Source organism: Janthinobacterium aquaticum (genome assembly GCF_009208565.1).
Taxonomy (GTDB): domain Bacteria; phylum Pseudomonadota; class Gammaproteobacteria; order Burkholderiales; family Burkholderiaceae_D; genus Janthinobacterium.
This window is the reverse complement of record NZ_WFLK01000001.1, coordinates 64523-79909: the sequence shown is the minus strand read 5'-3', so window position 1 is coordinate 79909 and position 15387 is coordinate 64523. Positions and strand designations below refer to the sequence as shown.

General features: G+C 65.2%; 13 protein-coding genes and 1 pseudogene. 2 read left to right on the top strand and 12 right to left on the bottom strand.

Going from position 1 to position 15387, the window contains the following annotated elements:
* Positions 1–104 precede the first annotated feature (104 nt).
* The 10 genes and pseudogenes from GCM43_RS00345 to mdcA all read right to left on the bottom strand — a co-directional run bounded on the left by GCM43_RS00345 (position 105) and on the right by mdcA (position 9469).
* Entirely contained in the window at positions 105–2087 is a 1983-nt protein-coding gene (locus GCM43_RS00345) for a helicase-related protein (protein WP_152241536.1), read from the bottom strand.
* Between the two features lie 66 nt (positions 2088–2153).
* Positions 2154–3062 (bottom strand): malonate decarboxylase subunit epsilon, encoded by a 909-nt coding sequence (gene mdcH, locus GCM43_RS00340; protein ID WP_152241535.1) that lies wholly within the window; start codon positions 3060–3062, stop codon positions 2154–2156.
* Positions 3059–3658, bottom strand: coding sequence for a malonate decarboxylase holo-ACP synthase (locus GCM43_RS00335; RefSeq protein WP_152241534.1), 600 nt, complete (start codon positions 3656–3658; stop codon positions 3059–3061). Before GCM43_RS00335 ends, mdcH begins: the two co-directional genes overlap by 4 nt.
* A pseudogene (madM, locus tag GCM43_RS00330) lies at positions 3658–4421 on the bottom strand (malonate transporter subunit MadM). The gene GCM43_RS00335 and the pseudogene madM overlap by 1 nt, the downstream one beginning before the upstream one ends.
* A gap of 21 nt (positions 4422–4442) precedes the next feature.
* On the bottom strand, positions 4443–4844 hold the full coding sequence (madL, locus tag GCM43_RS00325) for a malonate transporter subunit MadL (protein ID WP_152241533.1): 402 nt from the start codon (positions 4842–4844) through the stop codon (positions 4443–4445).
* 61 nt (positions 4845–4905) lie between these two features.
* On the bottom strand, positions 4906–5736 hold the full coding sequence (gene mdcE, locus GCM43_RS00320; RefSeq protein ID WP_152241532.1) for a biotin-independent malonate decarboxylase subunit gamma: 831 nt from the start codon (positions 5734–5736) through the stop codon (positions 4906–4908).
* Positions 5733–6584, bottom strand: coding sequence for a biotin-independent malonate decarboxylase subunit beta (locus GCM43_RS00315; RefSeq protein WP_152241531.1), 852 nt, complete (start codon positions 6582–6584; stop codon positions 5733–5735). Before GCM43_RS00315 ends, mdcE begins: the two co-directional genes overlap by 4 nt.
* Entirely contained in the window at positions 6581–6874 is a 294-nt protein-coding gene (locus GCM43_RS00310) for a malonate decarboxylase subunit delta (RefSeq protein ID WP_152241530.1), read from the bottom strand. The genes GCM43_RS00315 and GCM43_RS00310 overlap by 4 nt, the downstream gene beginning before the upstream one ends.
* Positions 6861–7778, bottom strand: coding sequence for a triphosphoribosyl-dephospho-CoA synthase (locus GCM43_RS00305; protein ID WP_226929249.1), 918 nt, complete (start codon positions 7776–7778; stop codon positions 6861–6863). Before GCM43_RS00305 ends, GCM43_RS00310 begins: the two co-directional genes overlap by 14 nt.
* Positions 7779–7789: 11 nt before the next feature.
* Entirely contained in the window at positions 7790–9469 is a 1680-nt protein-coding gene (gene mdcA / locus GCM43_RS00300; RefSeq protein WP_152241528.1) for a malonate decarboxylase subunit alpha, read from the bottom strand.
* 120 nt (positions 9470–9589) lie between these two features.
* Between mdcA and GCM43_RS00295 the strand changes: the two genes are divergently transcribed.
* The gene (locus tag GCM43_RS00295) at positions 9590–10495 is read left to right on the top strand and encodes a LysR family transcriptional regulator (protein ID WP_152241527.1); all 906 of its coding nucleotides are present in this window, start codon (positions 9590–9592) and stop codon (positions 10493–10495) included.
* A gap of 14 nt (positions 10496–10509) precedes the next feature.
* Here the strand turns inward: GCM43_RS00295 and GCM43_RS00290 are convergent, their stop codons facing one another.
* Positions 10510–11643, bottom strand: coding sequence for an AAA family ATPase (locus GCM43_RS00290; protein WP_152241526.1), 1134 nt, complete (start codon positions 11641–11643; stop codon positions 10510–10512).
* Positions 11640–12533 (bottom strand): RNA ligase family protein, encoded by an 894-nt coding sequence (locus tag GCM43_RS00285; protein ID WP_152241525.1) that lies wholly within the window; start codon positions 12531–12533, stop codon positions 11640–11642. Before GCM43_RS00285 ends, GCM43_RS00290 begins: the two co-directional genes overlap by 4 nt.
* Before the next feature lie 420 nt (positions 12534–12953).
* Here GCM43_RS00285 and GCM43_RS00280 point away from each other — a divergent pair, with 420 nt between their 5' ends.
* Entirely contained in the window at positions 12954–15377 is a 2424-nt protein-coding gene (locus tag GCM43_RS00280) for a DNA internalization-related competence protein ComEC/Rec2 (RefSeq protein WP_152241524.1), read from the top strand.
* Positions 15378–15387: the final 10 nt, after the last annotated feature.

Genomic DNA, 15387 nt, shown 5'->3' with positions numbered 1-15387 from the left:
CCGCCATATTGACTGCCGTCCACCGGGGTCAAGGTTTGCGGTTCGGCCTGTTACTGGCGCTGCGGCGAAGTGTGGTTCTGGGAGCTGCGCTAGCGCAGCGCCGATCAGCGAAACTTCTTGCTTGACCGCTGGCGCGAGGCGGCATTGTGCGCGCGCAGAATGGAATCAACGCGCTCGGACGCATCGCGCGACAGCTGCTGCGCCGTCTCGATATCGGGAAAATACTCGGGCAGGCGGTAGCTGAGCCAGGCGTAGGCCGAATAATAGCGGCAGGTGTCTTCCACCTGCTGCAGGTTTTGCGAGTTGCCGCCATAGGCGTGCTGGCGCAGTGTGCTCATTTTGCCCTGCGACAGATTGCGCGACCAGTTTTCCCATGCCGTCTGCAGCGACGGCACTTTGCTGGAAATGGGCACCAGCGACAGCGTGAATTTGTCGGCCACGCTCAAAGGCAGCGTATCGAGCCACAGCGCGCGCTCTTTCTGGTCTTCGGTAATGCGCGGGAAGAAAAAGCCGTCCGGCACATCGATATTATGGATAAAGCGGCGCAGCAGTTTCGACAGCGACTGCTCGCCCGTGACGGCGGCGATGCGGTGCAGATGTTCGAGCGTGGGCGCCACGGCAAAGCCGCTGGTATTGAGCGCATGCAGTTTTTCCTTCAGCAGCGCGCGCATCACTTCGTGTGTTTCGTTGTCGTAACCGGCTACCAGGCCTTCTTCATGCACGCCATAGCGGCCGGCCCGCCCGGCGATCTGGCGCGCCAGCGCGGCCGAAATTTCTTCCTCTTCGCGGCCGTTGTATTTGACGCTGGTGGTCATCACGATGCGCGCGATCGGCATGTTCAGGCCCATCGCCAGTGCATCGGTGCCGACCACCACATCGGCCGTACCATCGCGAAAACGCTGCGCCTGCGCGCGCCGCACTTCGGGCGACAGATTGCCGTAGACGGTGGCCACCGACAGGCCGGTTTCGGTAATCATGTCGCGCCACATCAGCACTTCACGACGCGAAAACGCGATCACCGCGTCGCCACGGCGCAGGTTGCGCACCTTGCGCACGGCGGTCGGCTCCATCGATAACGGCCCCATGCGTTTCAGGACATGCACTTCCAGCGGGCAGTCCAGCCGTTCGGCCAGCGCTTCGATGGCGCGCCGCGCCTCGGGGGCGCCAACCAGGTAGACGGTATGGGCCGGCGCGCCGCAGACGGCGGCCGTCCAGGCGGCGCCGCGCTCGGGGTCGGCCAGCATCTGGATTTCATCGATCACGGCCACCTCGACCGCCGTGCGCGTATCGAGCATTTCCACCGTGCTGGCCACGTGGGTAGCGTCATCGGCCAGCCGGCGTTCCTCGCCCGTCACCAGGCTGACCGCCAGCGGCTTGCCGTTGGGGCGCGCTTCCTGCATGCGTTCAAAGTTTTCCAGCGCCAGCAGGCGCAGCGGCGCAAGATAGATGCCGCTTTTGGCCTTCATCAGCGCTTCCATGGCGCGGTGGGTCTTGCCCGAATTGGTGGGGCCCAGCAGCGCGACAAAGCGGCGCGGCAGCCGGCGCGCCATCTCGAACGACGCCGGGTATTCAGCGAGGTTGATGCTCTGGCGCGTACGCGCCGCATGCTGCTCTTCCTGCTGGCGTTCGATGGCGTGGGTAAAACGCTGGCGGATGCGGTCGAACACCATGCCGGCCGGCTCGGAGGTCTGCATGTCGGCCAGCGTATGCAAAAACAGCATCGGGTCCGATTCGACATCCTCGCACTGGCCGGCAATATCGGCCACGAAATCGCTCACCTGCAGGCGCAGTTCCTCGAATGCGGCCGCACTGGCGCGTTCGCGCAGCAGCGCCAGGCGCGTTGCGCGGTCCATCTTGCGCCACTTGGCCGGGCGCGCCAGCACGCCTTGCGCCGGCACCAGCGCATAGGGCACGCGCAGGCCGCCAGCCTTGACGACGCCGGAAAAGCGCACGAACACGCGCCCCTCCATCTTGACCAGTGCAATATGCTCGGCCAGTTCGCCGAGTTCCTGCACGAGGGTGCTGTCATGCTGTTCGTCGGCAGCGTGGTCAAGATGGTCGTCGGGAGGCAGTGCGGAGGTCGTCATGTGAGGCCTGAAACAGAAAAATTCAGCCACGATTATACCGCGCTGGCGGCATGCTCAGGCGCGCGGTCAGCGCGACGCCAGCGCCAGCACGGTATCGAGCCGGGTGCTGTCGCAGCTGACGGCAAGGCCGTCTTCCAGCAGTGGCGCTGTCAGCTTGGTCAGCACCGCGCCGGGCGGCATTTCCAGCGCCAGGCGTGCGCCGCGTTCCCAGGCCAGGCGCATGGTCACCGCCCATTGCACCTGGTTGGCCATATTGGCAGCCAGGCTGGCGGCTATGCGCAGCGGGTCGAACAGCGCGCGCGCGGCGCTGCTGCTGAGGTAAGTGCAGCGCGGGCGGTGCAGCGGCACGGTGTCGAACGCCTGCTGCATCTGCAGTGCAGCGTCGCCAAACAGCGGGCAGTGCGACGGCACGGCCACCGCCAGCCGTTTGGCGCAGCTGGCGCCGTGTGTGCGCGCCAGCGTCATCACGGCGGCCAGGCCAGCATCGCTGCCCGACACCACGATTTCACGCGCCGCATTGATGTTGGCGATATAGACCGGTTCTGCAGCGCTGTGCACCTGCGCCACCAGCGGCGCCAGTTGCTGCGCATCGAGCCCCAGCACCACCGCCATGCCATAGCCGCTGGGGTAGGCCTTTTCCATCAGCTCGCCGCGCCGCGCCACCAGTCTGACTGCGTCGGCAAAGTCGATCACGCCGGCGATGACGGCAGCTGCATATTCGCCGATGGAGAAACCTGCCACCATCGACGGCCGCGCGCCATGCTGCATCAGCTGGCGTGCATAGGCTACGCCGCTAATGAGCAGGCATAGCTGCACGGCGCGCGTGGACTGCAGCGCCGCTTCAGTGTCGAGTTGCAGCGGGTCCTGCCCCAGCACGGCCGCGCTTTCGGCCAGCAGCGCGGCGCTGTCGGGCAGGCCATGGAGCATGCCGCTGCGCTGCGCGCCCTGGCCGGGAAAGGTAAATAGCACCGTCATGGCATCTCCCATGGGTTGGCGGTCAGGACCGGTCCTTGAGCGGTCTTGAGCAGCACGCGCGTGCGTCCGGCGGCCCATTCGGCAAAGGCAAAGCCGCCGTGACCGGTATCGATCTGCAGATCGATGCGGCATAGCTGGCTTGCCTCAGCCAGCATTGCCAGCAGGGCATCGCGCTGCTGCGTCGTGAACGGCCGGGCGCTGCGCAGCACCAGATCGAGGTCGCTGTCGGCGCGCAGCAGCGGTTCGCCGGTAGCCAGTGCAAAGCCGGTGCTGCCGCTCGGGCCCCACGCCAGGCCCAGCGCGTTCAAGGGGCCGCTGGCTACGCGCAGGGCGTCGAGCGCGGCGCAGGGCGCCAGGCTGGCCGGTACGACGATGCTTGATAGTTGCTCCGGCGTGCACACGCGCAGCACGCTGGTGCTGGCAGTCACGCCGGACTGGCGCTCGCTACGCACGCTGCCGCGCAGGCCAACCGGCACCTGGCCAGCCGGCGCTTGTGCGCGCCGTACCACCACCGGCCAGTGCGGCCGCGCCCAGGCCGGCGCCGGCGCGGGCAGTGCTGACAGCCATAGCAGGTCGTGGGCGCGCAAATCGCTCATTACGCCCCCACCATGGCCTTGACGCTGAAAAACAGCAGTGATGGCCCCAGCAGGCAGCCCAGCCCCGTGTGGAAGGTTGCACCAGCGCGCCATATGGCACCAGTTTGCGGTCGGTGGCGGCCAGGCCGGCCGACACCCCGCTGACGGTGCCGGCCAGGCCGCCGAAAACCATCGCCGAGCGCGGGGTTTTCAGGCGCAGGAAGTTCGCAGCCATCGGCGTGCCGACCATCACGATAATGGCCTTGATCAGGCCAGCGGCGATGCTGAGCGCCATCACGTCCGAGGTGGCGCCGATGGCAGCACCGGTGACCGGGCCGACGATGTAGGTAACGGCGCCGGCGCCGATGGTGGTCATGCTGACGGCGTCCGAGTAGCCGAACGACCAGGCCAGCGCCGCGCCGACGATAAACGGAATCAGCACGCCCAGCAGCAGCGCCACCACGCCGATCATGCCGGCCTTGCGCGCCTCGGATGCTTTCACTTCAAACGCGGTGGCAACGATGGCAAAGTCGCGCAGCATGCTGCCGCCCATCAGCCCGATGCCGCCAAACAGCGACAGGTCGGCCAGCCCCTTGTGGCCACCGCTTTGCATGCCGCCCCACCAGGCCAGGCCCAGCCCTATCACGATGGCAATCGCCGAGCCATGCACCCGGCCAAAGGTCAGCCAGCGCGAAATCTGCATCGATACCAGCATCACCAGGCCCACCACGGCAAAGGCGGTGACCAGGCCGTTTTCCAGCACGGCTTTATGTATGACGTCCATATGTGTCGTGTCCATCATGGCTTACTCCCGGCACAGGTTCAGTTCGGCGCAGGCTTCGGCCACCTGCTGCGGCGTTTCCATGCGGTTGATCAGGGCAATCACCAGCGCGCAGGCAACGACTGCGCCCAGCGCCGCCAGCAGCGCTACCGGGCCGCCGCGCAATGCCGCCACCACATCTTGCTGCGCGGCCATGGCAACGACGACCGGAATATACATCGCGCCCCAGTACTCGACGCCGCGCTCGCTCATGGCCGGCAACCAGTTCAGGCGGTGCATATAGATGCGCGCGGCAATGAGCAGCAGCATGGCGATGCCGACCCCGCCGACGTTGGCGTGCACGCCCATGGCCCTGCCCAGCAGGTCGCCCAGGATAATGCCCAGCAAATGGCAGATGGCCAGCAGGGCGGTTCCGTAAATAATCATGTTTGTCTCCTTGAATATGGTTGGAAGGACTTGTGTGCGTCTTCTCTTGACCGGTAAATGCTCAGGGTGGTGGCGCCTCCTCGTGCCATTGCTGGCGCAACAGGGCGCGCACCTGGCTCGATGCCTGCCGGTTCGGTGCACCCTGGCGGCTGGCCAGGCCGGTATCGTCCGACAGCGTAATATCGGCCAGCGCCGCCACCAGGCTGGCGCGCACAGTGGCGAGATCCTCTGGCAGCGGCTGATCCGGCTGGCGCACGGCCAGCAATTGCCACAACAGGCCCAGCGAGGCGTAGTTGGCGATGTCGTAAGCCATAGGCGGCACCGTGGCCGACAGCTTTTCCAGCGCCTCGACCGAGCGCAGCGTAATGCGCGCCGCCGAGGCCTTGCCCATCGCATGCACCATCACCTGCGGATCGTCAAAGGCGATCAGGCGGTTGGCCTGGTAGCCATGAGCGAGAAAGGCGCCCGACATGGCCTTGCCGACGATCAGGCCGATCACCGGATGGCCAGCCAGGCGCGCCTGGGCATAAGCACCCGCAGCGCCAGCCAGCGCCTGATGGATGCCATAAGCTTCTTCGCGCCGGCCATAGGCCTGGCTGGTCACGTCGATCACGGCCACGATCGGGCGCTTGATTGCCTGTTCACGATCGAGCGCGACGACTTGCTGCACCGCGCGCGCCAGCTGCCAGCCTTCGACCAGGCCGATTTCGCCGTTGCGGGCGCGTGGAAAACGGTTGGCGCTGTCCGGCACCACGGCCAGGTAGCGCGCCGGCTGTTCGTCGAGCAGCGCGTCGACCACGCGTACCGATGGTGCATAACCGTCCAGCGAGGCGGCGCCGTCAGTCAGCGCGGCCAGCCAGATGGCGCCGCGGCTGCTTTGATCTGCTGTCATGGTGTCTCTCCTTGTGCGTATTGGTGGCGAACCGCTGCTGGCGTGGCCTGGCCGGCGGTATCCACGCTGGCCAGCCGCGCGAGGTAAAAATCAGCCTGCTCGCTGCGGTGCTGCGCCGGCACGCCGCGTGCAAACAGCTGCACGGTGGTGGCGCGGATCAGCGCTGTGTCGTCCTCGACAAAGGCGTCGGCCAGGCCGCTGGCATGGCGCTGTTCGCCGCCGCTCAAGCTCCAGATAAACGGCTTGTTGCGCGAGTCGAATTCTTCGATGCCCGCTTCCTGTTCGATCACGGCCGGACCATTGAGACCCAGCCTCGCCTCGCGGGTCACCATCAGATAGCTGCACAGGCCGGCGGCGATCGACATGCCGCCATAGCAGCCCACGGTGCCGGCCGAGATGCCGATTACCGGCTGATAGCGGCGCAGGTCGACAATCGCAGCCTGGATATCGGCAATCGCGGCCAGGCCCAGGTTCGCTTCCTGCAGCCGTACGCCGCCCGTTTCAAACAGGATCACGGCGCGGGTCGGGATGCCTGCGCGGTTGTCCACGGCCGCCAGTTCCAGTGCACCGGCGATTTTTGCACCGCCCACTTCACCCATGCTGCCGCCCTGGTAGGCGCCTTCGATGGCCAGCACCAGCGTGCTCTGGCCGTCCAGCAGGCCCTTGGCCACGATCACGCCGTCGTCGGCCTGGGCAGTAACGCCCTGTTTGGGCAGCCAGGGCGACGCCACGCCACAAAATGGATCGAGCAGTTCGCGCATGCTGCCGGCGTCGAGCAGGGCGCGCGCACGACTGCGGGCGCTGCGCTCGATAAAGCTGTCGCGCTCCAGTAAATGCTGCAGGTTCATGTCAGCTCCTCGTAGGCTTGTTCGATGCGCATGCGTACCACGCCGGGCGTGGCGCCGCTGTCGTTGATAATGATCTGCGCGGCCGGTAGCGGCTCGCCACCGAATATGCGTGCCAGCACGGCGTCCCACAGCGCGCCTTTGCCGTTGACCGAGGTGTTGACCACGATATGCGTGCTGCCCGTCGCATTGGGCGCCAGCAGCACTTCCAGGTCGCCCGAACCGACCACGCCGGCCAGTGCGCGTCCTGACGCCGGCGCACTGGCGGGGAAGTTGTATTCACGTTGTTCCATGGCTGTCCTCGGTGTCAGTGTCAGGTTGATGGTGCTGCAGGTGCTGCAGGCGCTGCAGACGATCCAGCAGCAGGGTGGCGGCCAGCAGATCGGCCGCGCCACCGGGCGAGACGTTCAGCGCCAGCATGGTGTGTTCCAGCTGCACGAGGGCGGCGCTGCCTGCGCGGGTCGTTAGGCCGCCGGCCGCCAGCACGGCGCTGGCGCCAGCCTGTACCTGCGCCAGTGCGCCGGGGCCGCCGCGCGCCAGCACGCAGGTGTCGTCAAGTTCAGCCACGATGGCCAGCAGCGATTGCAGGCGTGCGGCCGTTTCGGTAGCGCCCTGCCTGCGCGCCTCTTGCAGGGCCGGCAGGCTCACTTGCGTTACATGCGGAAAATCGGCCTGCGCCTGGCCGCTGGCGCCGCCCACGTGGTAGCGCAGCCGCGCCGCTTCGCCCTTGTTGCCGGTGCGTGCCGGGGCACCCGCATCCTTGATGCGCGCCAACGCGCCGGCGCGCGCCGCCAGTGCTGCCGGTGTCAAGGGCTGGCCGGCTGCCAGCTGCTGGCCAGCAGCGGTAATCAGCAAGCCCAGTGCCCAGATCGCGCCGCGGTGGGTGTTGACGCCGCCGGTCACCGTCAGCATCACCGCCTCACCGACCCGGCCGAGCCGGCCGATGCGCTGGCGCAGCAGGTCTTGCGGCAAGCCAGCCAGGCCTGCTTCGGCCATCGCTTCAAAGGTGGGGCGCAGTGCGACGGCCGAGTGGCACATCAGGGCCCAGTTCAGGTCCCGGTGCGCGCCACGGCTGCGCAGGTCGACCAGGCCGGGTTTGGGCGTCAGCGTGACTTCATCGAGCAGCGCCTGCTGTACCAGGCTGGCCAGCGCGCGCGCCTGCTGCAGGTGAGGTTGAAGGTGAGTGATAGTGGTCATGGTCATAGTCATTACCAGCTCCTGAATTTGGCGGGTGGGTCATACAGGCCATCGGACCATTCGACCAGGTCGGCGATGCTCTTGGCGGCCAGCAGGCTGCGGCTGGCGTCGCCGCGCTGCACGCCGATATCTTCTGGCAGCGCGATCAGGCCGGCTTGGCGCAGCGACTGCGTGGTTTTCGGGTCGTGGCGCAGGCCCACGGGGGTGACGCCTGCCACGGCCGCCAGCATGGCCTTGCGCTCGTCGAGCGAACGCGCCTTGTACAGGTAGGCGATGCCTTCTTCGGTCAGCACATGGCTGACATCGTCGCCATAAATCATCACGGGCGCGAGCGGCATGCCACTGTCCTGGCCGACCTTGACGGCGTCCAGCGACTCGACGATGGTCGGCTGGCCGCCGTCCTGGAATGTTTCGACCATCTGCACCACCAGCTTCTTGCCGCGCGCCAGCGGATCGTCGGTCTCGATCAGGTCGAGCCAGGCGGGCGTCGGGTGGCGCCGGCCGTGCGGATCGTGGCCCATATTGGGCGCACCGCCAAAGCCGGCCAACCGGCCATTGGTGACGGTCGATGAATTGCCCACGCCGTCCATCTGCAAGGTCGCGCCGATAAACAGGTCGACCGCATACTGGCCGGCCAGCTGGCACAGCGCGCGGTTCGAGCGCATGGAGCCATCGCGGCCCGTGAAAAACACGTCGGGGCGCGCCGCCGTATAGCGCTCCATGCCCAGTTCGGCGCCGAAGCAGTGCACGCTCTCGACCCAGCCCGACTCGATGGCCGGAATCAGCGTCGGATGCGGATTGAGTGCCCAGTTGCGGCAGATCTTGCCTTTCAGGCCCAGCTGCTCGCCATAGGTCGGCAGGATCAGTTCGATGGCAGCCGTGTTGAAGCCGATGCCGTGATTGAGCGACTGCACCTGATGGCGCTCATAGACGCCGCGAATCGCCATCATCGCCATCAGTACGTGCACCGGCTTGATCACGCGCGGGTCGCGGGTAAACAACGGCTCGATAAAGAAGGGGCGGTCGGCTTCGACCACGAAGTCGACCCAGGAGCCGGGAATATCGACGCGCGGCAGTTCAGCCGGGTCATCGACGATGCGGTTGACCTGCGCGATCACGATGCCATCGCGAAATGCTGCCGCTTCCACCAGCGTGGGCGTGTCTTCGGTACTGGGCCCGGTATACAGATTGCCCTGGCGGTCGGCCAGGTAACCGGCCACCATCACCACGTTCGGTGACAGATCGACGAACAGGCGCGCATACAGTTCGATATAAGTGTGGATGGCGCCCACTTCAAGCTGGCCGTCCTGCAGGAATTGTGCAATGCGCAGGCTTTGCGTGCCGGCAAAAGAGAAATCGAGCTTGCGGGCGATGCCGCGCTCGAACAGGTCCAGGTGCTCGGGCAGGCTCACGCTGGGCATGATCATGTGCAGGTGATGCACGATGGCCGGATCGACCTGGTTGAGCATGCGCGCCAAAAAGTCGGCCTGCTTCTGGTTATTGCCTTCCAAAACCACGCGGTCGCCCGGTTGCAGCAGCGCTTCGAGTGCTGCCGGCATATCGGCCGCGTTGAGCACCGGTCCGTTGGCGTAGCGCTGCACGGCGGCGATGCGGCGCTTTTTTTCAGTGCGCCGCTTATCCCAGACGGGGGTTGCCGTCGGCGTTGGCGGCCTGGTTATAGGGCTGGTCATCGGAACTCCCGGAAAATTCGTCGTAAGCTCACGATAGGCCGCTTTAGTGCGCCGTACAATCAAGCTGATGGTATATTCATTACTGTGAAGTTAATGAACCAGCTTTAACCGGACGCCACAATGGCCATTGATGAAGACATCACGCTGAAAAAACTGACCGTGTTCCTGAGCTTTATGGAACTCAACAACATGGCGCGCGTGGCCGAAGCGCTGGGCCAGAGCACCGTCAGCGTGCACCGCGCGCTGCACTCGCTGGAGCAGGGCCTGCGCTGTCCGCTGTTCAAGCGCGACGGGCGCAATCTGATCCCGCTGCATGCGGCCTACACGTTTGCCGAATCGGCGCGCCGCGCGCTGGCCGAATGCGAGGAGGGCGTGCGCAAGGTGCGTGAAATGTCGGGCATCAATCCGGTGCGCCTGAAAATCGGCTCGCTCTATTCGCTGACGCTCGACTGCATCCCGCAACTGGTAATCGGCCTGAAGCTGAGAAAGCCCGGCCTCGATATCGACCTGACACTGGGCTCGAACCGCGAGCTGCTGCAGCTGTTGAACGACGGCCGTCTCGACGCCATCGTGATCGGCGTGCAGGATGCACTTCCGGGCGGACCGCTGGTGTCGGTGCCGCTGTTTCACGACGAGGTATTCCTGGCTGCACCCACCGGCTCGCCGTACAGCGGCGAAACGGCGCTCGACCTGCAGCGCCTGCGCGACGAACGCTTTGTCACGTTGGGCGACGGTTTTGTGACCTCCGAGAGCTTCAACCATGCATTTGCCCTGGCCGGGTTTGCGCCCGCCACCGCGATGCAGGTCGGCGATATTTTCTCGCTGATTAACCTGGTCAGCGGCGGCATCGGCTACAGCCTGCTGCCGGGACGCGTGCGCGCCTTCAGCAGCCGCATCGAACTGATACCGCTGGCCAGCCGCTATCGCGCGCAGCAGTTGATTACGCTACTGATGCTTGACAGCCGCGAGCGCGATCCCAATTTGCTGGCGCTGGCAGCCGAGTGCCGCATGGTCGGGCACCGCTGACGGCGCCAGCGTGACTAATCGACGTTGTACTGCACCTCATGCGCCTCGGCTGGCACCGGCACGTCCCAGCGGTGCAGCATGCGTTCTAGCGACGCCTGGTTCAGGGTTGTATCGCGTGCGCCATTGCGCCGGCGCAGCTCCTTGAACGACGCTTCGAGATAGATGATGTTGACTTCGGCATCGTAGCGGTACAGCAGGTCGAGCGCCTTGTCGCGCAGTTCCGGGTTGATATTGGTGGCGTTCCACACAAACGGCGCTTTTGCGCGCAGCAGTTCCTTTGCGCGCTCCACCGTGTAGTGGGCAGCGGCGCCGTCGTTTTCCCCGTGCCTGAGCTTTAGCGTGGCTTTCGCATCGTCGAAGGACACCACCGGCAGCGTCGGGTATTCGCGCGCGACCCAGGTGTTCTTGCCCGATGCCGGCAGGCCGCTCATCAGCACCACTTTTGAGCCTTGCGGCGCATACAGCGGATAGTCGGGGTGGCCTTTGGCATGGCGCGCGTATTCCAGGCGGGTATGCGCATCGACATAGGCGCGTGGCTGGCCGTAGCACTGTTCTTCGCGCGCCAGCTCGCGAAACAGCTCCACGTTATCGAGCACGGAAGCCTGGTCGGCGCAGATCCTGCCGCGCATATCGGCTTCGGCCAGCGCGGCAAGCAGGCGGATATCGAGCTCCCAACTCAGCTTGTGCACCAGGCGTGTGGCGTCCAGCGTGGCCGACGACACAGCAAAAAACGGCACCTGGTGTACCTTGATCAGCCGGCAGATCGCCTCGCGCAGCGCGAACGGCACGCCGGCGCGCCACAGCAGCACGCGCGCATCGACTGCGCCGCGCTTGGAGTGCCCGGGCTGGCCGATATGGCCGGTATAAGGATCGATCACGGTGGTGTCGGCCTTGGAGACGTCATGCAGCAGCGCCGCGAAAAACAGGATAAAGCGCTGCTCCTCGCTGGCGCTGGCGTAATCGGCCAGCTTGACCATTTCATCGCAGACCATCATGGTATGCGTCCAGACATCGCCCTCGCCATGGTAGCGCGGCTCCTGAGGCGTGGTTTTTGCCCGTTCGAGCACCGGGAATGCCAGCAGGCATGCCTGATAATCGGCTTGCGCCCCTGGTAATGGCACCAGGGCGGCCAGGGTTTTCATGTTCATGCTGTACTTTCCTGCCAGGTGTGCGTCAGCACCGGCGCATAGATATCGACGCCTGGACGCAGTTGATTCGGAACGAAGGGCTGGTCGGCGTGATGGCGGGCCGACTCCAGGATGGCCTGCACGAAATCGGCGCGCACCCATTTGTAGCGCTCGATGGTGCGGCCGTTTTCTTCGACCTTGATATACAAGCCTTCGGTGAGGTCGCTCTTGTCGCACTGCTGCCAGGCTCTATCCAGATCGAGACCTTCTGCGGCGATCACCTGCTCGAAGCGCGTGCGCCAGGCGCGAGACTTGGCCAGCGATGGCGGCAGCCAGTCCTGCCTGCCGGCCTTGCCACGCGCTGCGCAACTGACCAGCTCCCTGAACTCGCGCAGCGTGCGCGGTGCGATGCCCTGGTACAGCACCGGCACGGCCAGTACCGGCGCACCGGCCAGCAGTGCGCTTCTGGCTGGCGTCGACAGAAACGCTTCTTTCGAGCGATCCCAGATGTCGAACTCGGCAAAATAGTGCGGTAGCGCGTCGTAAAACACCGAGTGCTTCTTGTGCAGCCATTCGCCGTACATGACGTAGCGGTCCTCGAGTTTTTCCAGCAGTGCGCCTTCGTGGGCGCTGGCCCAGCGTTTGAACAGATTGAACTGGCGCTCGCGCCCGCCGCCGGCCAGATAGTGGCCACGCGACTGCAGCAGCTGCTCGCCGCCATGGTTGAAGGACACGCCGCTATTGCCACCATCGAGCTTTTCCTCGATCACGATATGGCGGCCGGCCAGGCGCGCATACGGCACATGCTCGTGGCCTTCGTCGCCATCCTGCAGGCGCGAGCCTTCCAGGTGCGGCGTGCGTGGGTATTTCAACAGCGCAGGAATATCCTGGCCGTGTATAAGGGTATTCATTGCAATCTCCAAAAACAAAATCAGGGATTGCCAACGACAGCATCGAAAAGGGTCATGCAGGTGCCGTTAACGGCAGGGACAGAGAAGGGCAGCGTCGCAAGAGTGACTCGCGATGCTGCACGGCGTCTGCTTTCCACTAGTGATTTCACCACCACGCAGGCATGGCTGCGGCAAGGCGAAATCGCGCTCGAGCGAAGTTCGTTGGCGAATTAGTAGAAAGAAACAGGCACGTCGTTCTCGATTCAGGAAAGAGGGTTGATACGGTTGAGCCGTTAATTGTATTTTACTTTTTACGATTTCACAATTGCTTTTGTATCGCGCGCGTGGCTTGTGTGTTGCGTCAATGTTCCGTCGCTTCGACGCGCAGGCCGCACTATCGCCAGCTATATTGACTGGCTCCCACACCTGTCAGCTACCGCCATGCGCCTGTGCATCCTTGGTTTTGTTGCCGGCACCTGTCTGCTGCAGACGCAGGCGCAGTTGCCTGAGATGCCAGGCACATGGCTGGTTTTGCTGGTACTGGTGCTGGCGCTGGCCGCAGCAGGACTGCTGCGCCGCTATCATCCGGTGCTGCAGGGCGCAATCGCCGCCATGTTAGGGGCAGGACTGGGTTTTTGCTGGGCCGCCTGCCTAGCACAGGCAGCCATGGCGCCGCAACTGGCGCTGGCAGACGAGGGGCGCGATATTGTGGTCACCGGCACGATTGCCAGCCTGCCGTACCGCTTCGAGCAGGGCGTGCGTTTCAATTTTGCGGTGGAGCATTCCTCAAGTGCCAGCGTGCCGCCGCTGGTGGCACTGTCCTGGTATAGCGGCTTTCGTGGCGAGGCCAGCGCGGTGGTCGGCGACGTGCAGCCGGGCGAGCGCTGGCGGCTGACGGTGCGCCTGCAGCGCCCGCACGGCAATGCCAATCCGATGGGCTTTGACTATGAAGTCTGGCTGCTCGAACAGGGCGTGCGCGCTACCGGCTATGTGCGTCCCGAGCCGCGTGCCGACACGCCGAACCGGCGGCTCGATGCGTTCGTACCCGGTTTTTCCAATACGGTGGAGGCGGCGCGGGCATGGCTGCGCGCGCGCATATTGCGCAGTCTGGCCGGGCGCGAGTATGCGGGCGTGATCGTGGCGCTGGTGGTCGGTGACCAGCGCGCGATCGACCAGTCGGACTGGCAGGTGTTCAACCGCACAGGCGTCAGCCACCTGATTTCGATCTCGGGTTTGCATATCACCATGATTGCCGGCCTGTTTGCGCTGGCCGCGGGCGCGCTGTGGCGGCGTTCGTTTTTCACGCAGTGGCAATTGCCTTTGCTGCTGCCGGCGCAGAAAGTGGCGGCGCTGGCGGGCGTGGCGGCGGCATTGCTGTATGTGCTGCTGGCCGGCTTTGGCGTGCCGGCCCAGCGCACGCTGTATATGCTGTGCGTGGTGGCGCTGGCCTTGTGGCTGGGGCGCCTGGCCAGCGTCACGCATGTGCTGTGTCTGGCGCTATTGACGGTGCTGCTGTTTGACCCGTGGGCCGTGCTGTGGCCCGGCTTCTGGCTGTCGTTTGGCGCGGTGGCGACCATACTGTATGCAACGGTGGGGCGCGTGTCTGCCATGCTGCAGGCCGGCGGCGCCCGCGCCAGTCTGATGCACCAACTGGCGCTGGGCGCGCATACGCAATATGTGGTGACGGTGGGGCTGGTGCCGCTGACGGTCCTGCTGTTTTCGCAGGTGTCGCTGGTCAGTCCGGTGGCCAATGCGCTGGCTATTCCCCTTATCAGCCTGCTGGTAACGCCAATGGCGCTGGTGGGCAGCCTGCTGCCGGCGCCCTTGTCGGATGGGCTGTTATGGGCTGCCCATGCGCTGGTAGCCATGCTGGCGCAGGTGCTCGAGTGGTTTGGCGCGCGCCGCTTTGCCGTCTGGAGCGCACCGGCGCCGCCGTGGTGGAGCTTTTGCTGGGCGGCTTTCGGCACGCTATGGCTGCTGGCGCCGCGCGGCTGGCCACAGCGCTGGGCCGGCATGCTGGGCTGGCTGCCCTTGCTGGCTGCCTTGCCGGCCAGTCCTGCGCCGGGGCGTTTGTGGGTGACCGCCTTTGATGTGGGCCAGGGCATGGCGTTGCTGGTTGAAACCCATCGCCACCGGCTGCTGTACGACACAGGGCCTGCCTACAGTCCCGACTCGGACGGCGCCAGCCGCGTGATCGTGCCGTACCTGCGTGCGCGCGGTATCGACCGGCTCGACGGCGTGATCATCTCGCACAGCGATACCGACCATGTGGGCGGCGCGCTGTCGCTGCTGGAGCAGGTCGAGGTGGGGTGGCTGGCCTCGTCGCTGCCATCGGGCCATCCCGTGCTAGCCCTGCGCCGCAGCCAGGGCAGGGTGCACTGGCGCTGCAGCGCCGGCCAGCGCTGGAACTGGGACGGTGTACAGTTCGAGATGCTGCATCCGCAGGCCGACAGTTACGACAATCTCCATGTCAAACCAAACGCCCGCAGCTGCACGGTCAAAATTACCAGCGGCCGGCATGCCATTTTGCTGGCCGGCGATATCGAAGCGCAGCAGGAGGCGCAACTGGTGGTGCAGCATGGCGCCAACCTCAAGGCCGATGTGCTGCTGGCCCCGCACCATGGCAGCGGCACTTCGTCGACGCAAGGTTTCCTCAAGGCGGTCGAACCATCTGTGGCGATCTTTCAGGTCGGGCACCGCAACCGTTATCGGCATCCGAAGGCCGAGGTGTTTGAGCGTTATGGGCAGATGGGCATACAGCGCATGCGAACCGATACCGAAGGTGCCGTGACGCTGGCCTTCGGGGAAACAGTCCAGATTCAGGCATATCGCCAAAGCCGGCCGCGTTACTGGCACGAGCGCTGACCATCGAAAC